This window comes from Pseudomonas sp. Hp2 (assembly GCF_006386585.1).
Lineage (GTDB): Bacteria > Pseudomonadota > Gammaproteobacteria > Xanthomonadales > Xanthomonadaceae > Pseudomonas_S > Pseudomonas_S boreopolis.
The window spans coordinates 460,345-483,639 of record NZ_VAHJ01000001.1; the positions used below are offsets into that span (position 1 = coordinate 460,345).

A 23,295-nucleotide genomic window follows, 5' to 3' on the forward strand; every position below is an offset into this window, starting at 1 on the left:
CTCGCAACGACTTCCGGGGAGGTCCGGGTACCGGGCCGCCCGCCCCGAGGAAGACCATGCCGGCCTTGCCGCCGCTGGCGGGCCGGCCTACGGCACCGCCTGCTCTAGGGGGGCCGAAGTCCCGGGATCGCCCGGCGGCTGCGTCGCCGCCGGGCGAAGGCGCTCATCCGCCGCACTGCATCGGCTGTTGCGGATCCGTCGCGGCCGCTGCCGGCTTGAACGGCCCGTAGCGCCGGACATGGCTGCGGACATGCTGCCCGACCACCTGCTTGGCCTCGGGCACCGGGATGCCCTCGACCGCATCCGCGCACGGGATGTTCAGTTCGGCCCCGGCCTTCAGCTGGTTCATGTTGCTGCTGGCGAATGCGGCGGGATTGCCACGGAACAGGGCCACCATCCGCTGCTCGGGTACACCGTCGGTCATGCGACTGGCGATGCTACCCACGGAGTCGCCGGGGACCGTGGTGTAGTGCGAGCAACCTTCGAGCTTGGCCGGGGCCATGGCCCCGATCCGGCACATGCCTCCTTCCGGGGACGACGCGGAGCCCGCACCCGCACCCGCGCTCGCGGCGGCCGCGGCCCCCAGCCCCACTGCTGCGGCCGCGACCGGCGCCGGGGAAGCGCCTCGGTTCGAGGACGTCGCCGCCGCCGGGGCGACGGGCGCCGCGACTGCGGCCGGAGCCAGCGAGGCCTGCGGATCGGCTTGCGGCGCCGCCGACGTCGCTGCCGGCGCGGGCGCCGCCATCGCGGCACCGACGACGGGCACGACCGGCGCAGGCCGCGCCGCCACGCCGCTGGAACCGCCCCAGCTGGCGCGCAATCCGGCCTGCACCGCATGCGCATTGTCGTCGTCGCTCAGGTCCGCGCGGTATTCGAGGAAACCGCGCACCGCCGGGGTGAAGGCATAGGCCAGGCCGATGCCGGCGTTGACGCGGTTGCGGTCCGGCGAGAACCCGGTGGTCGCGAAGCTCGGCGCCTGCGCGGCGGCGAAACGGTTCGTCGTGACCGGCAGATCGTCGTTGAGGTCGTGCAGGTAGCGCACGTCCAGCGTCGGCGTCAGCCGGCCACCCTGGACGTTGCCGGCGAAGCGGATGCCGGCGCCGACGCTGGTGGTGTCGTACGACTTCGATGCGATCACCAGGTTGGCGTCGTCGGCCCCGGTCTCGACGATGCGGTCCATGTCGATGCGGCTGTGGTAGATGCCCACCATCGGCTCGATCGTCCAGCTCCGCGTCTGCACGCGCCAGCCGCCCTCGAGCATCGCGTAGTAGCCCTTGCTGTCGAAATCGGCCCGCGCGGTGCGCTGGAACACGCCCACGTTGACCTCGCGGCGGCTGTCGTTGTCCTGCTTCATGTAGCCGGCGGCGCCCTGCAGCCAGAACGGTCCGGTCGTGCCGTACAGGAACTGCGCGCCGACGTAGACCTGGTCGGCATCGATGCGGTCGCTGCGGCGGGCCGCGTCCATGTCGGAACGCGCGGTACCCACGTGCCCGCCCAGGCAGAAATTGTCGCCCAGGGCGGCATCGGCGCCGGCGGTCATCCCGCGCACCTGGTTGTCCAGGTTCGACCTGCCATCGCCGTTGAACGCCGCATCCCCGCCGAACGCGGTCACCCAGGCGCCTCCGCACCGCATCGCATCGCCGCTATTGCGGATCGCGTCGAGCTGACCGCCGATGCTGCGCTGCATGCGTTCGATGCTGTAGCGCGACGCGCTGAGCACGGAAGCGTAGGTTTCGCCGGTCAACGTGTCGAACATCGGCACGGCCTGCTCGGCGGTCACGCCGCGCGCAGCCGCGACCAGGTTCTCGACCGCCGGATTGCCGCTGTCGGCCAGCGACTGCAGCGCGTCGGCCACCGATTGCTGGTTGCGATCAAGGCCGGGGAATTCGTTGAACCGGTTGGCTTCCTCCAGGCGCAGGTAGACGTCGTTGCCCTGGGTGAACAGGCTGGCCTCCAGGAACGGCAGCACCGTCTGGGTGACGCCGGCAAGCGCGCCGGACAGCGAACCCGCATCGAGGATCCGGTAGTCCGTGCGGTCGGCGTAGGCACCCGGCGTGGGCAGCGCGACCACCTGGCCGCCGTTGAGCGTGGCCGCGCCCGACACGAGCAGCGCATCGGTGGCGCCGCTGCCGTCCTGGCGCAACTGCAGGACCGCCGACGGATCGGTGACCAGGCTGCCGACCGCAAGCGTGCTGCCCGGCACGCCGCTGCCTGCCGCGGCTCCCGTCGCACCGGCCAGGCCGCTGGGCGCCAGCGTGCCCTGCAGCAGCAGGTTGCCGAGAACCTGGCCGCCGCCCACCAGGCTGCCGCCGGAGGCCACCACGGCGTCGCCGCCCAGGGTGCCATCCAGCGCGAGCACGCCGTTCTGGACGGTGGTATCGAGGAAGTCGGCCGTGCCGCCCTCGGGAATGACCAGGGTCCCGGTGCCGTCCAGGTTCAATATCTCGAAGTCGACGAACGAACTCGTCGGCAGGATGCCATCGCCCGGGCCGCTGATCAGCAGCGCGTCGGTGCCGGCCTGCCCGTCGATCAGCCCGGTGATGCCGCCCAGGTAGCCCAGCACGCTGTTGAAGACATCGTTGCCGCCGCCGAGGTTGATCGTGCCGTGCACCGAGTCTGGAGTGATCTTGGTGAGATCGTCCACCTCGTCACCGAAGTTGGCCACCGTGCCGGCCGCGCTGTTGATGCCGGCGGTGACGCCGTGGACCACGTTCAACGTGCCGGCCTGGACATCGAGGCTGCCGTCGAATCCCGACATGTCGCCCTCGAGCGTGAGCGATGGGCCGTTCAACAGCAGTTCGCCGGTGCCGGAGACGCTGCCGCTCATCGTCAACGGATTGCTGCCGCCGACCGTGAGCGCGCCGGTGCTCGCGATGTCCAAGGCGTTGGCGACGTTCAGGCCGGACAGGCTGGCCTGCAACGCAGCAGCGCCGTCGACGGTGAGTGCGCCGGTGCCCAGCGCCGCGGCGTTGCCCAGGCTCACCGTGCCGCTGCTGAGCGTGAGGCCGCCCGCGAAGGTGTTCGCGCCGTTCAGGCCCAGCGTGCCGGTGCCGCCGAAGCCGAGGCCACCGCTGCCGGCGATCGTGCCGTTCAAGGCGAAGTCGTTGGTGCCGCCCAGTTCCAGCGTCGCACCGGTGCCGAGGTTGATCGTGTTGCCGATATCCAGCCCGGCCACGCTCGTGGTCAGGCCGGCATTGCCGAGCACGTCCAGCGCGCCGGTGCCCAGTGCGGTGTTGCTGCCCAGGTCCAGCGTACCACTGGCCAGATCGAAGCCACCCGTGAAGGTGTTCGCGCCGCTCAGGCCCAGGGTGCCGGTGCCGTCGAAGCCCAGCCCGCCGGCGCCGCCGATCGTGCCGCTCAGCGCGAAATCGTTGGTGCCGCCCAGTTCCAGCGTCGCGCCGGTGCCCAGGTTGACCGCATTGCCGATGTCCAGCCCGGCCACGCTCGTGGTCAGCCCGGCATTGCCGAGCACGTCCAGCGCGCCGGTGCCCAGTGCGGTGTTGCTGCCCAGGTCCAGCGTACCACTGGCCAGATCGAAGCCACCCGTGAAGGTGTTCGCGCCGCTCAGGCCCAGGGTGCCGGTGCCGTCGAAGCCCAGCCCGCCGGCGCCGCCGATCGTGCCGCTCAGCGCGAAATCGTTGGTGCCGCCCAGTTCCAGCGTCGCGCCGGTGCCCAGGTTGACCGCATTGCCGATGTCCAGCCCGGCCACGCTCGTGGTCAGGCCGGCATCGCCGAGCACGTCCAGCGCGCCGGTGCCCAGCGCGGAAGCATTCCCGAGGCTCAATGTGCCGCTGGCCAGATCGAAACCACCCGTGAAGGTGTTCGCGCCGCTCAGGCCCAGCGTACCGGTGCCATTGAAGCCCAGCCCGCCGGCGCCGCCGATCGTGCCGCTCAGCGCGAAATCGTTGGTGCCGCCCAGCTCCAGCGTCGCGCCGGTGCCGAGGTTGACCGCGTTGCCGATGTCCAGCCCGACCACGCTCGTGACCAGGCCGGCATCGCCGAGCACGTCCAGCGCGCCGGTGCCCAGTGCGCCAGCATTGCCCAAGCTCAGCGTGCCGCTGGCCAGGTCGAAGCCACCCGTGAAGGTGTTCGCGCCGCTCAGGCCCAACGTGCCGGTGCCGTCGAAACTCAATCCGCCGGCACCGCCGATCGTGCCGCTCAGGGCGAAGCCGTTCGCGCCGCCCAAATCCAGCGTCGTACCGGTGCCGAGGTTGATCGCATTGCCGATGTCCAGCCCGGCCACGCTCGTGGCCAGGCTGGCGTTGCCGAGCACGTCCAGCGCGCCGGTGCCCAGTGCGGCAGCATTGCCCAAGCTCAGCGTGCCGCTGGCCAGGTCGAAGCCACCCGTGAAGGTGTTCGCGCCGCTCAGGACCAGCGTACCGGTGCCATTGAAGCCCAGCCCGCCGGCGCCGCCGATCGTGCCGCTCAGGGCGAAGTCATTGGCACCGCCCAAGCCCAGCGTAATGCCGGACCCGAGATTGATCGCGTTGCCGATATCCAGCCCTGCTGCGCTCGCGGTCAGGCCGGCATTGCCGAGCACGTCCAGCGCGCCGGTGCCCAGCGCGGAAGCATTGCCAAGGCTCAACGTGCCGCTGGCGAGATCGAAGCCACCCGTGAAGGTGTTCGCGCCGCTCAGGCCCAACGTGCCGGTGCCGTCGAAACTCAATCCGCCGGCACCGCCGATCGTGCCGCTCAGGGCGAAGCCGTTCGCGCCGCCCAAATCCAGCGTCGTACCGGTGCCGAGGTTGATCGCGTTGCCGATGTTCAGCCCGGCCACGCTCGTGGCCAGGCTGGCGTTGCCGAGCACGTCCAGCACGCCGGTACCCAGTGCGGTGCTGCTGCCCAGGTTCAACGTGCCGCTGCCGAGATCGAAGCCGCCCGAGAAGGTGTTCGCACCGCTCAGGCCCAGCGTGCCGGTGCCGTCGAAACTCAATCCGCCGCCCCCCGCAATGTTGCCGCTCAAGCCGAGGCCGACCGCGCCGCCCAGGTCCAGCATGGCACCCGAACCGAGATTGATCGCGTTGCCGATGTTCAGTCCCGCCACGCTCGTGCTCAGGCTGGCGTTGCCGAGCACGTCCAGCGCGCCGGTGCCCAACGCGGTCGCGCTGCCCAGGTCCAGCGTGCCGCTGGCCAGGTCCAGTCCGCCGCTCCACGCTGCGTTGTTGCCGCTCAGCGCCAACGTGCCGGTACCGTTGAAGCCCAACCCGCCGCTGCCGGCGATCGTGCCGCTCAGTTCCAGATCGTTGGCCCCGCCGAGGCCCAGCGTCGCGCCGGCGCCCAGGTTAATCGCATTGCCGATGTCCAGCCCGGCCACGCTCGTGGTCAGGCCGGCGTTGCCGAGCACGTCCAGCGCGCCGGTGCCCAACGCGGTCGCGCCGCCCAGGTTCACGGTGCCGCTGGCCAGGTCCAGTCCGCCGCTCCACGCTGCGTTGTTGCCGCTCAGCGCCAACGTGCCGGTACCGTTGAAGCCCAGCCCGCCGCTGCCGGCGATCGTGCCGCTCAGTTCCAGATCGTTGGCCCCGCCGATGCCCAGCGTCGCGCCGGCGCCCAGGTTGATCGCATTGCCGATGTCCAGCCCGGCCACGCTCGTGGTCAGGCCGGCATTGCCGAGCACGTCCAGCGCGCCGGTGCCCAGCGCGGAAGCGTTGCCAAGGCTCAACGTGCCGCTGAACAGGTCGAAACCACCCGTGAAGGTATTCGCACCCGCCAGGCTCAACGTACCGGTGCCGTTGAAGCTCAATCCGCCGCCACCGCCGATCATGCCGCTCAAGGCGAAATCGTTCGCGCCGCCCAGGCCCAGCGTAATGCCGGACCCGAGATTGATCGCATTGCCGATGTTCAGTCCGGCCACGTTCGTGGTCAGGTTGGCGTTCCCGAGCACGTCCAGCGAACCCGTACCCAGGGCCAGGTTGTTGCCCAGGGTCAAGGTTCCCGCGTTGAGATCGACGCCACCGGTGAACGTGTTGGCTCCCGAAAGCACCAGCGTGCCGGCATCGTTCTTGACCAGCCCGCCCGTACCGCCGATCGAAGCCGAGATCGTGCCGGTCAGGTTGGGATCGACGCGGATGATCGTCTGGGCTTCGTCGGTGTTGAGCACGCCGCCCAATCCACCGGCGATGGTGTAGCCGCTGCCCGCGAACTGCATGCCGCTGAAATCGACCGGCCCCACGACCGTCACCGTGCCGCCGGTGCCCTGGAACACCGCGAAGCCGCCCACCCAGCCGCTGTTCGCGGTTCCGTTGGCGTTCGTCCAGTTGGTCGTGCCCATGGTCCAGATGCCGGCGCCGCCGTCCACGCTGCCGTTCGGCAGGTAATTCACGCCATCCCAGAACTGCACCACCCCGCTGCCATCGACGACCAGGTTGACCTGGTTCGCCACGCCCGTCTGCACCAGCAGGTCGCCGGTCGAGAACGGCCCCGGCACCGTGCCGATGTCCAGGCCGTTGTTGGTCAGCGCACCGGTGTAGTCGATCAGGCGGTACACGCCGGGACCGAAGCCGCCGATGTCGACGACGTTGAGCGTGCCGTCCAGGGTCAGGTTGCCGTTGACCGAAATCAGGTCGTTGCCGCCACCGCCGATCACGCCCGCGACGCCCAGGTCGTAGTTGAGCAGCGAGCCGCTCCCCATGAACAACGACCCCGTGGTCAATGTGCCGGCCGCACCGATGCTGCCGGGGTTGAGCGCGCCGTTGAGGATCACGTCGCCCATGCTGCCGGTGCCGGTCAACATTGCCCCCGCGCCGATCGTCGTCGTCGAGACGATAGAACCGTTCACTGCCAGGGTGCCGGACGCGATGGTGGTGTCGCCCAGGTAGGTGTTGGCGCCACCCAGCGTCAGCGTGCCGGTGCCATCGAAGTTCAGGCCGCCATTGCCGCCGATCGCGCCGCTCAACGACAGATCGGCCGTACCGCCCAGGCCCAACGTCGCGCCCGTGCCAAGATTGATCGCGTTGCCCAGATCCAGCCCGGCGAGGCCGGTGGTCAGATTGGCGTTGCCCGTCACATCCAGCAGGCCCGTGCCCAGGGCGGTGGTGCTGCCCAGATCCAACGTACCGCTGCCCAGCGTGAGGCCACCGCTCCAACCGGCATTGTCGCCGTTCAAACCGAGCGTGCCGCTGCCGTTGAAGCTCAATCCGCCGGAACCGCCAATGGTTCCGCTCAGGTCGAGGTCGGCCGTGCCTCCCAGGCCCAACGTAGCGCCGGCGCCCAGGTTGATCCCATTGCCGATATCCAGACCCGCAATGCCAGTGGTCAGATTGGCGTTGCCCGTCACATCCAGCAGGCCCGTGCCCAGGGCGGTGCTGCTGCCCAGATCCAACGTACCGCTGCCCAGCGTGAGGCCGCCGCTCCAACCGGCGTTGTCGCCGTTCAAGCCGAGCGTGCCGCTGCCGTTGAAGCTCAATCCGCCGGAGCCGCCAATGGTTCCGCTCAGGTCGAGGTCGGTCGTGCCACCCAGGCCCAGCGTAGCGCCGGCGCCCAGGTTGATCCCATTGCCGATATCCAGACCCGCAATGCCAGTGGTCAGATTGGCGTTGCCCGTTACATCCAGCAGGCCCGTGCCCAAGGCCGTGGTGCTGCCCAGGTCCAGCGTCCCACTGCCCAGCGTAAAGCCACCGCTCCAGCCGGCGTTGTCGCCGTTCAAGCCCAGCGTGCCACTGCCGTTGAAGCTCAGTCCGCCGGAGCCGCCAATAGTCCCGCTTAGGTCGAGGTCGGTCGTACCGCCCAGGCCCAACGTCGCGCCCACACCGAGATTGATCGCATTGCCCAGATCCAGACCGGCGAGGCCGGTGGTCAGTTGAGCGTTGCCCGAGATATCCAGCAAGCCCGTACCCAGGGCCGTGGTACTGCCCAGGTCCAGCGTGCCACTGCCCAAGGTGAGACCGCCGCTCCAGCCGGCGTTGTTGCCGTTCAAGCCCAACGTGCCGCTGCCGTTGAAGCTCAGTCCGCCGGAACCAGCAAGGGTTCCGCTCAGGTCCAGGTCGGTCGTGCCGCCCAGGCCCAACGTAGCGCCGGCGCCCAGGTTGATCCCATTGCCGATATTCAGACCCGCAATGCCAGTGGTCAGATTGGCGTTGCTCGTTACATCTAGCAGGCCCGTACCCAAGGCCATGGCGCTGCCCAGGTCCAGCGTCCCACTGCCCAGCGTAAAGCCACCGCTCCAGCCGGCGTTGTTGCCGTTCAAGCCCAGCGTGCCACTGCCGTTGAAGCTCAGTCCGCCGGAGCCGCCAATGGTTCCGCTCAGGTCGAGGTCGGCCGTACCGCCCAAGCCTAACGTGGCGCCCACGCCGAGATTGATCGCATTGCCCAGATCCAACCCGGCGAGGCCGGTGGTCAGGTTGGCGTTGCCCGAGACATCCAGCAGCCCCGTACCCAGGGCCAGGGCGTTGCCCAGGTCCAGCGTGCCACTGCCCAGGGTGAGACCGCCGCTCCAGCCGGCGTTGTTGCCGTTCAAGCCGAGCGTGCCGCTGCCGTTGAAGCTCAGTCCGCCGGAACCACCAAGGGTTCCGCTCAGATCCAGATCGGTCGTGCCGCCCAGGCCCAACGTCGCGCCCGCGCCCAGATTGATCGCATTGCCGAGATCCAACCCGGCGAGGCCCGTGGTCAGGTTGGCATTGCCCGAGATATCCAGCAGCCCCGTACCCAGGGCCAGGGCGTTGCCCAGGTCCAGCGTGCCGCTGCCCAGGGTGAGACCGCCGCTCCACCCAGCGTTGTTGCCGTTCAAGCCGAGCGTGCCACTGCCGTTGAAGCTCAATCCGCCAGAGCCGCCGAGGGTTCCGCTCAAATCCAGATCGGTCGTGCCGCCCAGGCCCAACGTCGCGCCCGCGCCAAGGTTGATCGCATTGCCGAGATCCAGACCCGCAATGCCCGTGGTCAGATTGGCGTTGCCCGTTACATCCAGCAGCCCCGTACCCAGGGCCAGGGCGTTGCCCAGGTCCAGCGTGCCGCTGCCCAGGGTGAGACCGCCACTCCAACCGGCGTTGTTGCCGTTCAAGCCCAGCGTGCCGCTGCCGTTGAAGCTCAGTCCGCCGGAGCCGCCGAGGGTTCCGCTCAGGTCGAGGTCGGTCGTGCCGCCCAGGCCCAACGTGGCACCCACGCCCAGATTGATCGCATTGCCGAGATCCAACCCGGCGAGGCCGGTGGTCAGGTTGGCATTACCCGAGACATCCAGCAGCCCCGTACCCAGGGCCAGGGCGTTGCCCAGGTCCAGCGTGCCGCTGCCCAACGTGAAGCCGCCACTCCACCCGACGTTGTTGCCGTTCAAGCCGAGCGTGCCGCTGCCGTTGAAGTTCAGCCCGCCGGAGCCGCCCAGGGTTCCGCTCAGGTCGAGATCGGCCGTGCCGCCCAGGCCCAACGTGGCGCCCGCGCCCAGATTGATCGCATTGCCGAGATCCAACCCGGCGAGGCCCGTGGTCAGTTGAGCATTGCCCGAGACATCCAGCAGGCCCGTGCCGAGGGCCATGGCATTGCCCAGGTCCAGCGTGCCGCTGCCCAACGTGAGGCCGCCGCTCCAGCCGGCGTTGTTGCCGCCCAGGCTCAGCGTGCCGGTACCGTTCATGCTCAGCGAAAGGCCGCCCGCGCCATCGCTGATCGTGCCCGAGAAGATGCCGCCATCCACGTCGAGCGAGGCCGGTGCCCCTCCCAGGTTGGTCAGCAGGCCCGATCCGGTCAGCGCCCCTGCAATGCCCGCGAAGCCATTGAGGTCCAACGTGCCTGATGCGCCGATGTTGAGCGTGCCATTGCCGAGCAAGCCCGCGGAAGCCTGGTCGCCGAAGTGCAGCGTGCCGAAGTCGGCCGACAGCGTCGCCCCGGGGCCCGCCAGGCCGCCGCCGAACAGCGTGAGACTGCCCGTCGCGGTTCCCGAGCCGATCCCCAGCGTCGCGCCGGCCCCGAGGTCCAGGCCGCCGCTCAACGATGCGTCCAGGCCGTTGCCGACCGCGATCGTTCCCGCCAGGCCGCCTCCCAGGCCGATCGAATTGCCGAAGCCGCCCGCCACGCCAAAGGTCAACGAGGTGGCGTTGCCCAAGGTCACGCCACCGGTACCGAGCGCGCCGAGGCTGCCCGCCAGCACGCCGCCGGCATCGATCGACAGGCCGCCATCGAACAGGTTGTCGCCGGTCAACGCCAGCGTGCCGCCACCCGACTTGATCAGGCCGTAGTTGCCGGAAATCGTGCCGCTGATCGTCCCCAGCCCGAACGTGGCGTCGAGGATCGCGTTGCCCCCCAGGGCGATATCGTTCGCGATGGTGATCCCGTCGCCGACGCCGAGCGCGGCATTCGCGGCCAGCGCGAGATTGCCCGAGCCGAAGGCGCCCGCGCTGAGCGCCACCAGCGAACCGCTGTTCACGCTGATCCCGCCGTCGAAGGTGTTGTTGCCGGCCAGCGACAACGTCCCGCCGGTATCGACGATCAGCGATCCGTTGCCGCCGATCGTGCCCCCCAGGGTGAGATCGCCGATGCCGCCGATGGTGAGGCCGGCACCGCCGGACAGGTTCACCGCGTTGAGCAGGTTCACCGTGGTGGTGGCGCCGAATGTCGCGTTGCCCGCCACCGACAGGGCGTTGGTGCCGAGCGCCGTATCGCTGCCGACGTACAGCAGGCCACCGGCATTCAGCAGGGTGCCGCCGGCGTAGCTGTTGTTGCCGCCGAGGGTCAGCGCGCCGCCTAGGCCGGCATTGATGGCGATGCCGCCGGCACCGCCGATGTCGCCGGTGAGGCCCAGGTTCGCCGAGCCGCCGAAGCCGAGCGTCGCGCCCGCGGCCAGGTTGAAGGCGTTGCCCAGCGAGACCGCGGCATTGGCATCCAGCGAAGAAAGGCCCGACAGGGAAACCAGGCCCGTGCCCAGGGCCAGATCGTTGCCGACCGTCAGCGAGCCGCCGAACAGGCCGGTGCCGCCGCCATAGGTGTTGGCGCCGTTGAGGGTCAGGCTGGCCCCCAGCGCGCCGTCCAGGAGGATGCCTCCCGCCCCGGACAGCGTGCCGTCGAGGGTGATGCCATGGGCACCGCCGAAGCCCAGCGTGGCCCCCGTCGCGAGGTTGAAACGGTTGGACAGGCTCAGGCCGGACAGCGCACTGAATCCGCCGCTGCCGTTCACCGTGACGTCGCCGGTGCCGAGCGAGAGGCTGTTGCCGATGGCGACGTTGCCGCCGTTGAGCGCGAAGCCGCCCGACCACGCCGCGTTGGCGCCGGTCAGCGTCAGCGAGCCGCCGCCGAGGCTCAGGCCGCCCGCGCCGGAGATGACGCCATCCAGCTGCAGGTTGCCGGTACCGAACAGATTCAACCCGGCGCCCAGGCCGAGGTCGATGTCGTTGCCCAGCGTACCGCTGAACGACGTGGCCAGCGAACCGCCCAGCCCGCTCACGCTCAACGCGCCCGTGCCCAGCGAGGCAGCGCTGCCGAGTCCCAGGGTGCCGCCGCCGGTGATCGAGGCCCCACCGCTCCAGAGCGCGTTGTTGCCGGTGAGATTGAACGTGCCGCTGCCGCCCAGGTTCAGCCTGCCGCTGCCACCCAGGCTGCCGCCGAAATTGAACCCGTTGCCGCCCAGCAGGCTCAGCCCGCCCGCGCCCAGCGTGATGTTCTGGGTGAAGGTGGTGCCGGCACCCAGCGCGGATGCCTGCAGCGAACCGCCATTGCCGAAGATCGTGCCGCTCCCGAAGGCCAATGCGGAATCGAAGATCGCCAGGCCGCCGTTGAGGAAGGCCGAACCGCTGACGACGGGCGCCGCGCCGGAGAAGGTCCAGGTGCCGCCATTGAGATTGAGATTGGTGAAACCGTAGAACCCCACGCCCGGCACCAGCGAACCGGACAGCGACCCGGTGCCGGTGCCCTCCAGGTTGAGCGTGTTGAGGCCGAGCCCTGCATCGACCGACCCCACCGTCGATCCCGTCACCGCCGTATAGGTATCGTCGCCCGAGCCGAGCGAGACCGCGCCGGAGATGGCGCCCGCGTTGTAGAAGACGTTGCCCGACAGGCTGTCGCCGAGCGATACGCCCCCGGTGATCTCGCCGAAATTCCGGAACGTGTGGCCGCCGGCGAGCGCGCCGTCGATGACGACCTGGCCGAAGATCGTGCCGGTGGTGCCGTTGGTGAAATCGGTGGTCCCGCCGCCGCTGATGGTGACGACCCGCGACGTGGCCAGGTCGCTGAGGTAGATGCCGAAGTTCCGCGTTCCCAGCTTGCCGTCGTTGGTGACCGTGGTGATCCCCGCGGAGCCGTTCGAGATCGCCAGCGCCTCGCCCCCGAGCAGCAGCGTCGCGCTGCCGTTGATGATGGCGCCGGCGGCGTTGTTGACCTTGACGTCGCTGCTCGTCGGCGTGGTGAAGTTGCCGATGCGCACGCCGGAAATCAGCGAAGGCGAGGTGATGCCGCCCAGCGCGACCGCCGGGTCGATGGTGCCGAAGTTGTTGAGGGTGGCCCCGCTCCCGCCCAGCGTCAGCACGTTGCCGCCGAGGATCGACGTGGAGCTCATCGTCGTGCCGGCCTGCACGTTCACGGTCAGGTTGTTGGCGTTGGAGCTGAAGCCGTTCGGGCTGAACACCGTCGCGGTGCCGGTGCACGTCACCGTCGAGCCGTCGGCGGGGGCGCCCGGCGTGCAGCTCGCGCGGGCCACGCCGCTGGCGCCCTGCAAGGCGACGAAGATCAAAAGCGCGCGGGAAATGCTGCTGCTGAGCAGATGGCGCTTCTTGCGCCTGGCTTGCAGCCGCAGCCGCAGGCGAGCGTGATAACGGCGTGTGCGCGTGGTGTTCTTGTTCCACATGACCTGGTCTCCCATGGGCATGCGGCGCGACAAGGGCGCTCACTACTTTTTTTTCTGCGTCCGTCGCGCCGGCATGCGGCTCAGCGCTGACTGCGGGGGACTGCTCCAGACGGTACTCCCCCGCAACCGTGCCGGCAACTGCCGGTCCACGGTGGCCGGGGACACTTAATTAATCGCTCTTGGCCGGCACGGTGATGCCCGTGATCTCCACCCGGCGGTTCGGCGCCAGGCACTCGATCACCGCCCGGCTGCTGCCGGGCGGGCATTCGGCCACCGGATCGGCCTCGCCGCGACCTTCGGCGCGTACCGCGCTGGCGGGCAGTCCCTGCCCGACCAGGAAGTCGCGCACGGCCTGCGCACGGCGCTGCGAGAGCTTCAGGTTGTACGCGTCGCTGCCGATGCGATCGGTATAGCCGACCACCAGGACGTCGCGTACCGCCTCCAGGTCGCCGGCTTCCCGCACCAGCTGCCGCAACCGCTCCTGCCCAGCCGGCTTGAGCGTGGCGCTGTCGAAATCGAACAGCGCATCGGTCTGTAATCGCACCGGTGCCGGAGGCGGCGGCGGCGGTGCCGCCGGAGCCGCCACCGCCGGAGGCTCAAGCAATGCGCTGCACGCCTCCGGCTTCCAGTGCTGGTTCTGGGCCACGCCCTTCGAGTCGAACTCGATCCGGAACTGGCAACGCACCGGCTCGGCTCCCACGCTGCGGCGCAGGTTGAACAGGTAGTTCCATTCGCGGACGCCCCACATTCCTTCGTTGAACTGCGGCGGTCCCAGCAAGGCCTGGACCTGGTCCTTGTTCATCCCCGGTGCGTACTGGCGCAGGTCGTCGATGTTGACGAACGTGCCCCCGCGCGGATAGGCGCGCTCCGGATCCGGGAATCCATCGCCGGCCACGCTCCTGCATCCCGCCAGTCCCAGCGCCGCTGCCGACGCCAGGCCCAACACCACCATCTTCATCATCGTCTGCATGACTTCGCCCCTCCTGCGTATTGCGCCTGGTCAACCGGCATCACCACTGGATGCCGGCACTCACCGAAACACCACCCTGTCCGCGGCTGTTGGTCGAGCCGCTGGCCTTGTAGACCCAGCGCCCGCCCTCGGAGACGCCCGACAGGCCGATCGCGATGCCCGATTCGCCGCCGAAGGAGCTGGCGCCGATCGACGCCATGCTGCGGCCCGCCTCGGTGGGCTGCGGCAGGCCGGCCATGGCCATCGCCGAAGCGACGCCTGCCGATGCGCGGTTGTCGAGACGCTTGATCTGCCGGTCGGTGTAATCCTTCGACCAGTCCATCGCGTTGATGAGGCCGGCATTGAGCTGCCCGACGTTGACCGCATCGGTGTCGGCAGTACCCGCGGCGATGTTGTGCAGGGTCACCGTGTTGGTGCCCCGGCCCATCGTCACGCTGCTGTAGTTGACGCTGCCGTCGCTGTTGGTGTCGTAGCGCACCGAGCCGGCTTGCGACGCCTCCAACTGGGCCACGTTGACCGCGTCGGTGGCCGCGGTACCGGCGGCGACGTTGGCGATCTGGCGCTCCGCGCCCGCGCTGCCGACCGAGACCGTATTGGCGCGGTTGGCCACCGAGCCGGCACCCAGGGCCACGCTGTTGGCCGCGCTGGCCGCCGCCGCGTCGCCCAACGCGACGCTGCCGGTGCCGCTGGCGGTGGACGCGCCGCCGATCGCCACCGAGTCGGCGCCCGTCGCCGCGGCCGCGGCCTTGGACGAGTTGATCGACACGTATTCGTTGCCGGAGACCTGGATGTTGTTGATGCGCTGGTTGACGTTCACCAGCGAGCTGTCCATGGCCGCGAACGCCGACCCCACGTCGCCATAGCTCGCCTGGGTGGTGTTGCCGTTGCTGCCCACCGAGGTGATCTGGTACTGCGGTCCGGTCCAGGTCCCGTTGTTGTACTGCGCGCCCGCGCCGAGGTACTGCGCCACCTTGGTGTTGGTCTCGTGCAGCTGGCTGCCGTTGATCGCATCGCTGCTGTCGGCGGTCACCGCGCCATCGGCCACGTTGGAGATGGTCACGGGAGCAGCCGCCGCGGCGGCCACGTCGCCGGAGGCATTGGCGGGGGCGCCCAGGGTCACGCGGCTGTAGTCGATGCTGCCGTCGCTGTTGGTGTCGTAGCGGACCACGCCCGCCTGCGCCTTGCCGATCGAGTCCTTCAGCTGGGCGACGTTGACCGCATCGGTGTCTTCGGTACCGGCGGCGACGTTGGTGATCTGGCGCTCGGCGCCGGCGCTGCCCACCGAGACCGTATTGGCGCGGCTCGCCACCGACCCGGAACCCAGCGCCACGCTGCCCGCGGCCGTGGCCGAGGCCGCATCGCCCAGCGCCACGCTGCCGGCACCGCTGGCGACGGCCACGGGGCCGATCGCGATCGCATCCGTGCCGGTCGCCGAGGCCGCATCCTTGGTCGAGTTCACCGACACGAACTTGCTGCCGCCCGTATTGATGTTGTCGATGCGCTGGTTGAGGTTGTTCAGCGAACCGTCCACCGCTTCGAATGCGTCGCCGACGTTGCCGTAGCTCGAAGTGCTGGTGCCGCCCGTGCTGGTGATCGAGGTGATCTGGAACTGCGGCGCCGTCCAGGTGCCGGTGGCCGGATCGTACTGCGTGCCGGCGCCCAGGAAGGTGGCCAGCTGCGCATTGGTCTGGTACAGCTGGCTGCCGTTGATCGCTTCCTTGCTGTCGGCGGCCACCGCGCCGTTCGCCAGGTTGGCGATCGTCACCGCCGCACCGCTGTTGTCGCCCTTCAGCGTCACCTTGTTGGTCGCGGCGCCGTTGGCGTCGGCATCGTAGTGCACGGCCAGCGCATCGGTGTCGTTGGAGCTCACGTTCGCCAGGGACTGGCTGATCGCATCCAGCGCGCTGCCGACGTTGTTGTAGTTGCCGGTGGTGACCGTGCCATCGGCGCCGATGTTGTTGATGACGTACAGCGGCGCGGTCGGCACGCCGTCGGGGCCCACGGTGGAACCGCCGCCGAGGTGCAGCGCGGTGCCCTGCGCCAGCGCGAACATCTGGGCGCCGTTGATGGCCTCCTTGCTGTCGGCCGACACCACGCCGGCGGCCAGGTTGCCGATCACGGTGGCGCTGCCGGAACCGGCCGAACCCAGCGTGACGCGGGTGTAGTCCGGATTGCCCGCGGCATCCTTGTCGTAGGTGACCGCGAACGCGTTGCTATTGTCGATCGCGCTGTTCAGCTGCTTGAGGTTGACCGCGTCGTGGTCCGCGGTGGCATCGGCCACGTTGACGATCTGGCGCTCGGCGCCCGCCGCCCCGACCGAGACCGCGTTGGCACGATCCGCCACCGCGCCCGCACCCAGCGCCACGCTGCCGGCCGCGCTGGCGACCGCCTGCGGGCCGACCGCCACGGCCTCCGCGCCCGTGGCCGAGGCCGCGGCCGCCGTCGAGGAGACCGACAGGTACTTGGTGGTGTTGTCGATATTGGTGATGCGCTGGTTGACGTTGGTCAGCGAGCCATCCACCGCTTCGAACGCCGAGCCGACGTCGCCATAGGTCGCAACATTGGTGGTGCCGTCCGTGGCGACCGAAGTGATCTGGAACTGCGGCGCGGTCCAGGTGCCGGTGGCGGAATCGTATTGCGTGCCGGCACCGAGGAAGTCCGCCAGCTGCACATTGGTCTGGTACAGCTGGCTGCCGTTGATCGCCTGGCGGCTGTTGGCGGCGACCGAGCCCGCGGCGACGTTGTCGAGCAGCGTCCCGTTCGGGGCGCTTCCCTTGCCCAGCGTCACGCGGGTGTAGTCGGGGTTGCCCGAAGCATCGGTGTCGTAGGTCACCGCGAGTTCGTTGGCCTGGATCACCGCGCCCTTCAACTGGGCGACGTTGACCGCGTCGGTGTCCTGGCTGCCGGCGGCGACATGCGTGATCTGCCGCTCGCGCCCGGCGGAGCCCACCGCCACTTCGCCGATCGAGGTCTGCGGCGTGCTCAGGCCGACCGCGGTGTAGTTGTCCATGCCGCCGCGATCGGCGTTGGACTGGTAGCCCAGCGCCACGGTATTGGCCTTGTCCGACTTCGCGCCGGCGCCGATCAGCGTCTGCGCGTTGGCGGTGCCCTTGGCGCTGTCGCCGATCACCACCGAGTGGCCCTGCCGTGCGTCGTAGTCGGCCGTCGGCACGCCGGTGGGATTGTTCGGGTCGTTGGTGCCCGCACCCGGGAAGGCCACGTTGGCATCCTGCTTGGCCAGTTCGTGGCGGGCATTGGTGCCGATCACCACTTCCTTGGAACCGTTGGCATAGGCGCCGTCGCCGATCAGCACCTGGTAGTCCTGCGCGGCGTTGATCGCCCAGCAATCGGCTTCCACCACGCCCAGCACGTTCAGGCACTTGCTGGCCCAGGCCGGCGCCTGGTCGGGCAGGATGAGCCCGAGCAGACCGTTCGGATCGCCGTTGTTGATGTTGTAGATGTAGCTGTCGGAGGTGACGCCGCCGATCAGCGTCATGTGCGAGTTGCCGCCGGTGGTGGCGCCGCCCAGGCCGTTCAGCAGCTGCCCGACCGGGGTCAGGTTGACCACCGGGATACCGAGCACGCTCACGCTGGAATAGGTCTGCACCACGTTGGCGCTGTTGATGGCCAGATCGCCGTTGCGCACGTAGCCATCGCCACCGAGCAGGCTGCTCAGGGTCGGGCTCAGCAGCTGGTTCAACGAGCCGGTGAAGCCGCCGGTGCCGATGATCAGGCCCGGGCTGCCGGTCTGCGCCGGCACCGGCGGTGCCGCATTGATGGTCCCGCCGCCAGGCGACGACGTACCCAGGTCGAGCAGGTTGCCCACCGTGCTGCCCAGCCCGTTGCCGACGCTGCTCACCGCACCGGCGAGCGTGCTGCCGACGCCGGCGATGCCGGAGTTGGAGCCGGTCAACTGGTCCACCGTCTTGGTGACGCCGGATACGAGGGTGCTGCCGGAATTGCCGACGGTCTTGCCGGCGCTATCGACGACACCGACCAGGTCGCCTTCCTTCAGGTTCGACGCCGTGTCCTTCAGCCCGCTGCCCAGCGCCGACGTGGTACCGGTGACGGTGTCGGCCAGCGCTTCCGAGCCGGTGACCTTCTCGACCGTCGCGCCCACCACCTTGCCGGCGCCATCGACCACCGCGGCGACGCCATCGACCACCTTCCCGGTGGTGTCGCCCAGCCTGGTCGCATCCAGCAGGCCCGCCGTGGTCTTGCCCAGCGCGTCCACGGTGCCCTTCAGCACGCCGCTGAGGGTCTGGGCCAGGACGTTGCCGCCCGGCTGGCCGCCGCTGCCGATGCTCGACAACAAGCTGCTGGTGGCGCCGGCCGTCGTCGTCACCAGCGACTTCGCGTCGCTGCCGGTGTCCGCCACCACCTGCGCCACGTCCTGCCCGCTCTTCGCGCCCAGGACGCCGGCGGCGGTGTTGCCCACCGTGCTCACGGTGCCGCCGACCACCTTGTCCACGACCTGGCCGACCGGATTGTTGCCGCCGGCGGTGCCCGCCAGCACGCTGCTGGCGGCATCGGTCACGCCGTTGACCACGCCGTTCACCGCCGTGCCCACCTTGCCCAGGCCCACCGTGCCGCCGGTCGTGCCGGTCAGCACCGCATCCAGGCCCTTGGTCGTGGTGGTCACCAGCGACTGCGCGGTATCGCTCACGCGATCCACCACGCCCGGCACGTTGCCCGCCACCAGCGAAGAGGTCGTCGCGTTCAAGCCCGTTTCGACATTCTGGGTGGCACCACTGACGACACCACCCAGGGCCGCCGAACCGGTCACGCCCGTCAGCGTCTTGTCGAGCACCTGGCCGGTGCCGGAGACCAGCTTGCCGGTCTTCCCGGCCACATCGGTCACTACCTCGCCGAGCGAGGCCGGCAGCGTGCCATTACCGCCCTTGGTCAAGTCCGCCACGGTCGTCAGCACGTCGTGCGCGCTTCCCGCCGCAAGCACGCCGGAGACCGTATCGCCGACCTTGCCTACGACACCGCCGACCACCTTGTCCACGACCTGGCCGACCGGATTGTTGCCGCCGGCGGTGCCCGCCAGCACGCTGCTGGCGGCATCGGTCACGCCATTGACCACGCCGTTCACCGCCGTGCCCACCTTGCCCAGGCCCACCGTGCCGCCGGTCGTGCCGGTCAGCACCGCATCCAGGCCCTTGGTCGTGGTGGTCACCAGCGACTGCGCGGTATCGCTCACGCGATCCACCACGCCCGGCACGTTGCCCGCCACCAGCGACGAAGTCGTCGCATTCAAGCCCGTTTCGACGTTCTGGGTGGCACCACTGACGACACCCCCCAGAGACGTCGAACCGGTCACGCCCGTCAGCGCCTTGTCGAGCACCTGGCCGGTGCCAGAGACCAGCTTGCCGGTCTTCCCGGCCACGTCGGTCAGCGCGCCACCGAGCGAAACCGGCAGCGTGCCGCCACCCTTGGTCAGGTCCGCCACGGTCGTCAGCACGTCGTGCGCGCTTCCCGCCGCAAGCACGCCGGAGACCGTATCGCCGACCTTGCCCACGACCCCGCCGACCACCTTGTCCACGACCTGGCCGACCGGATTGTTGCCGCCGGCGGTGCCCGCCAGCACGCTGCTGGCGGCATCGGTCACGCCATTCACCACGCCGTTCACCGCCGTGCCCACCTTGCCCAGGCCGACCGTGCCGCCGGCCGTGCCGGTCAGCACCGCATCCAGGCCCTTGGTCGTGGTGGTCACCAGCGACTGCGCGGTATCGCTCACGCGATCCACCACGCCCGGCACGTTGCCCGCCACCAGCGAAGAGGTCGTCGCATTCAAGCCCGTTTCGATGTTCTGGGTGGCGCCACTGACGACACCACCCAGGGCCGCCGAACCGGTCACGCCCTTCAGCGTCTTGTCGAGCACCTGGCCGGTGCCGGAGACCAGCTTGCCGGTCTTTCCGACCACGTCGGTCAGCGCGCCACCGAGCGAGGTCGGCAACTTGCCGCCATGGCCGTTCTCGACCAGGCTCGCGGTGGTCGCCACCACGTCCTTCACCGGTCCGATCGGATTGTCGCGGCCGACCAACGGGCCATCGCCGGGGGCGCCAACGAGCTGGCTGCCATCCTTCAGCGCGATGCTGTCCTGCACATGCGCGACGATCTGTGCGATCGGCTCCTGCAGGCTGGCGCCGCTCGCCGGCGCGGAACCCGCGACGAGGCCGCCAGCGGCATCGACCAGGCCCAGCGTCGCGGGCACGGCGGCCCGGATGCTCGCCTTCGCTGCGCTCGAAGCGCTGCGCACAGGCGCGGAAGCAAGAGACGTTGTCCGTGCCGCCGACCGCAGGGGCGTGACAGCCGACGACACGGACAGCGCCGTGGAACGCGTTGAAGTGGAAAGCGTGTTTCCGGCGGAGGCGACGGCGGCGCCCGCGGACGAGGTCCCGGGCTCCGGCAGCGTCAGCACCGGCGCCGGGGTGGCGTACTTGCCGGCGAGATCCAGCAGTTCGTCCATGCGCGGATCGGCGGCGAAGGCCTGTCCATGCCACCCCGCGGCGAACAAGGCCAGGCCGAAAGCCAGCGGCGAGGCCAACAGCGTCTGCAGCTGCCGGTCGGCGCTGCTCTTCTTGCCCCTTGCGGACGCCAGCTCGGAGCCGACGACGAAAGCGTTCAGGCGGTGATTCCACACCAGCCGGTAGATGCGATTCATATGCTTGCTCCCTGTATTCCGCGGCATCCACCCGATGCCGGCGTTGTAGGAGCCATTACAGATTTTCGCGCGCCGCGTTCTTACTCCGTTTCGGCAGGCAAAGAAGCCAATACGGCAAGTCGTTGGCGAAATCCGGCACGCCAATGCACATTTACGGCAGCGGCCGGTTTCCCCGTCGGTCCCGGCACCGGGAGATGCCGAATACGTGCATTACGCGTATTCGGCACTGCCCGACTGCCGCATCAGCGTCTCGCGCGGCAGTTCCCCGAACACGCGGCGATAGTTCTCGGCGAAGCGGGAGAGGTCCCAGAGCCCGCAGCTCAGCGCGATGGCCTTCACCGATTTCCTGCCCGCGTCGGCCGACGAAAGGCTGCGGCAGGCCGTGCAGAGGCGGAGCATGGACAGATAGCGGTTGGGCGAGATGCCGAGCATGTCGTCGAAGGCGTAGCGCAGGGCCCGCTCGCTGACGCCGGCCGCCGCGCAGATCTCGTTCATGTAGATGTTCTGGCGGAGGTTCATGCGCATGAAGTCCTCGGCCTTGCGCAGGATCAGGTAATGCCCGCGCCGTCCCTTGCCCTTGACCGCGCGATCGAGTGGACTGGTCGCCAGGATCCCGCGCAGGTGCTGGTCCAGCACGTCGTCCAGCCGGAGGTCGGCCATCGATGCAGACCCCTCGACCAGGCGTTGCTGCAGTTCCGCGTAGTAGCGCCGCAACGGGTTCGATGGCCCCGGGTTGAGCAGCGCCAGCGAATGGCCGGGGCGGTCGCCCAGGTGCAGCTCGTTGAACTTCTGGCGCAACCTTTTGACCGGCACCATCACCAACGTCACCCAGCTGTTGGCGCTGAGCGCGAACTCGCTCACGCCATCGGGCATCAGCGTCACCACGCTGCCCGTCGCCATCATCGCGCCATGGCACCAGCTCATCGCATCGTCGGTGCGATGGATATAGCCGAGCAGGCACCAATCCAACGGCAACATGAAACGTCCGCGTGCGGCGAACTCCGTCTTGATCGTGCAGAACAGCGCCTCGTCGTGGACGTGGCTGGTCACGGTCGCATTCGGCCCGTTCCCGTCCAGGAGCACCAGTTCGATCTCGCAGACCCGCAGCAATCCCCCCAATCCGACGAGGTCGAACGCTCTTGGCCTGTCGCCGGCACCTTCCATAACAATCCCCAGGTCCTCTTCGTGTTGCCCGAAGCGCGCCCTCGCCCCATCGAGGGCGGCACGCTCGCGGTCTTGCTCCAGCCGAAGCCGGGCGCCGAATCATCTCCGTGAATTCGTGCCCGGCTTGTCCCGTATGCCTACTATGTAATTCGCGTGCGAACGCCGCGTGAAGAAATCTTCACGCCAGTCCACTGATGATGTCCCTTGCGATGAAAATCACATTGGGAAACGTCGATTTGCCGTTTTTGCGCATTTGCATGCGGATTTTTGTCTGAGTATCGATGCTAACGGGGCGAAGCCCTACGCTTCGGCATAAGCAGGGGAATGCCATGAGACCAGACAGTTAATCCCGCGCAGGTGGGCCGGGACCCGCCACTCGCCCCACCTCGCCCATTCATTTCGCCAAGCAACCATTCGGTATCAATCGATACCGATTCCCCCCGGGTGTTGCCTGCCACGCAGGCGAACCCGACCACTGACAAGGAGATCCACCATGGTTAGCTCGATCAAGCGTTTTCTGCGTGAGGAAGATGGCGTTACGGCACTCGAATACGGATTACTGGCTGCGGTAATTGCAGGCGCCATCGTCGCTGCTCACGAAACCATCGAAGATTTCTTCGAAAGCATTTTCACCACTCTGAAAGGCCTGGTTGAGGCCGAAGGCCCTGCAACCTAAAGGAATCTTCATAGGCCAAATTGAGGCTTTCATGCCTAACGCAGCTGCCATGATTGTCACCCTTCTCTGCGTACAGGTCGCCATTAGTGACCTGTACGCACGGAAGGTGCTTAATGGCGCGCTACTAGCTTCGTTGCTTGTTGGCGCCATAGCCATCGGCTTGCAGCTGAATGGTAGCCCCAGCCCGTCCCAGGCTTTGATTGGCCTCCTGTGCGGGCTGGCGCTACTTCCTTTCTACGCATTCAGATTGATGGGGGCTGGAGACGTTAAATTCTTCGGAACATTGGGATTTCTGCTTGGCTGGCAAGCAATGCTCCCAATCTGGGTTGCAGCCAGCCTAATGGCTGGCCTGCATGCAGTCGTCATACTTTCCTCATCGCGCCTGCTGAATTTCATTCCAGCACCTTTGCGCATCTCTATCGCATACTCACAGCGCAGGCTCGATGCCACACCGTTTCATCAGCGCATGCTCGCTGCGCGCCAAGGCCGGCAAGGCATTCCTTACGCGGCATATCTTGCGTTCGCTTCCCTGGCGCTTATCTGGAAAGGGCTCCCACATGGCTGAGCACCTCCACATCCATTCAAAAAATAGATGCACTTCAATGGGCTCGCGGAACGCTCGCGGCATCGTTACCGTTGAATATGCATTGATGATGATATTCGGAATATTTCCGCTGATCATGCTGACATTCACAGGCGTAATGATCTTCGCCGCCAAGCAGACGCTGTCGCTTGCCGCAGCCGAAGGCGCGCGAGCCTCGCTGCGCTATGGCACGCTTCCCGAGCGCCGCCAGGCCGCTTGCACGGCCGCGAGCCGGTCCATGCAATGGCTGCTCGATTTCTCCCGGCAGACCCCCAACTGCAGCAGCGCCAGCGCCGCCCCCATCGCCGTCGAGTCCGTGGCGTGCACGGGAACCGCCGGGCTTCAGTGCATGCGGGTCACCGTTTCCTACGATTACGAGAACCATCCCTTCCTGCCCGGCACCGTGGCGCTCTACGGCTGGACGATGGGTGATTTGACCAGCTCCGCCGTGGCCCAACTCGACATGGGCAACTGATTA

7 protein-coding genes are annotated in these 23,295 nt (G+C 68.5%); 3 read left to right on the forward strand and 4 right to left on the reverse strand.

Features of this window, described 5'->3' with window-relative positions:
- Nucleotides 1–163: 163 nt before the first annotated feature.
- From FD678_RS01900 to FD678_RS01915, 4 genes are all read right to left on the reverse strand, one after another.
- The gene (locus tag FD678_RS01900) at nt 164–12,754 is read right to left on the reverse strand and encodes a FimV/HubP family polar landmark protein (RefSeq protein WP_177497509.1); all 12,591 of its coding nucleotides are present in this window, start codon (nt 12,752–12,754) and stop codon (nt 164–166) included.
- A gap of 169 nt (nt 12,755–12,923) precedes the next feature.
- Nucleotides 12,924–13,724 carry an OmpA family protein gene (locus tag FD678_RS01905; protein WP_218569435.1) on the reverse strand — a complete coding sequence of 267 codons (801 nt, stop codon included), beginning with the start codon at nt 13,722–13,724 and terminating at the stop codon, nt 12,924–12,926.
- A gap of 40 nt (nt 13,725–13,764) precedes the next feature.
- Complete coding sequence (locus tag FD678_RS01910; protein ID WP_177497511.1) at nt 13,765–20,394, reverse strand: ESPR-type extended signal peptide-containing protein; 6,630 nt, start codon at nt 20,392–20,394, stop codon at nt 13,765–13,767.
- Nucleotides 20,395–20,604: 210 nt separating this feature from the next.
- On the reverse strand, nt 20,605–21,444 hold the full coding sequence (locus tag FD678_RS01915) for an AraC family transcriptional regulator (RefSeq protein WP_218569436.1): 840 nt from the start codon (nt 21,442–21,444) through the stop codon (nt 20,605–20,607).
- A gap of 607 nt (nt 21,445–22,051) precedes the next feature.
- Between FD678_RS01915 and FD678_RS01920 the strand changes: the two genes are divergently transcribed.
- Genes FD678_RS01920 through FD678_RS01930 form a run of 3 tightly spaced genes read left to right on the forward strand, consistent with a single transcriptional unit; the run spans nt 22,052 to nt 23,292 of the window.
- Nucleotides 22,052–22,234, forward strand: a complete 183-nt coding sequence (locus tag FD678_RS01920) for a Flp family type IVb pilin (protein WP_140718912.1) — start codon at nt 22,052–22,054, stop codon at nt 22,232–22,234.
- A gap of 31 nt (nt 22,235–22,265) precedes the next feature.
- Nucleotides 22,266–22,799 (forward strand): A24 family peptidase, encoded by a 534-nt coding sequence (locus FD678_RS01925; protein ID WP_218569437.1) that lies wholly within the window; start codon nt 22,266–22,268, stop codon nt 22,797–22,799.
- Nucleotides 22,792–23,292, forward strand: coding sequence for a TadE/TadG family type IV pilus assembly protein (locus FD678_RS01930; RefSeq protein ID WP_218569438.1), 501 nt, complete (start codon nt 22,792–22,794; stop codon nt 23,290–23,292). Before FD678_RS01925 ends, FD678_RS01930 begins: the two co-directional genes overlap by 8 nt.
- Nucleotides 23,293–23,295: the final 3 nt, after the last annotated feature.

What these genes read in the sequence shown, in the direction of transcription:
- FD678_RS01930 (WP_218569438.1), top strand. Translation starts at nt 22,792, where the DNA reads ATGGCTGAGCACCTCCACATCCATTCAAAAAATAGATGCACTTCAATG.
- FD678_RS01905 (WP_218569435.1), bottom strand. Translation starts at nt 13,724, where the DNA reads ATGCAGACGATGATGAAGATGGTGGTGTTGGGCCTGGCGTCGGCAGCG.
- FD678_RS01910 (WP_177497511.1), bottom strand. Translation starts at nt 20,394, where the DNA reads ATGAATCGCATCTACCGGCTGGTGTGGAATCACCGCCTGAACGCTTTC.
- FD678_RS01900 (WP_177497509.1), bottom strand. Translation starts at nt 12,754, where the DNA reads ATGTGGAACAAGAACACCACGCGCACACGCCGTTATCACGCTCGCCTG.
- FD678_RS01920 (WP_140718912.1), top strand. Translation starts at nt 22,052, where the DNA reads ATGGTTAGCTCGATCAAGCGTTTTCTGCGTGAGGAAGATGGCGTTACG.
- FD678_RS01925 (WP_218569437.1), top strand. Translation starts at nt 22,266, where the DNA reads ATGCCTAACGCAGCTGCCATGATTGTCACCCTTCTCTGCGTACAGGTC.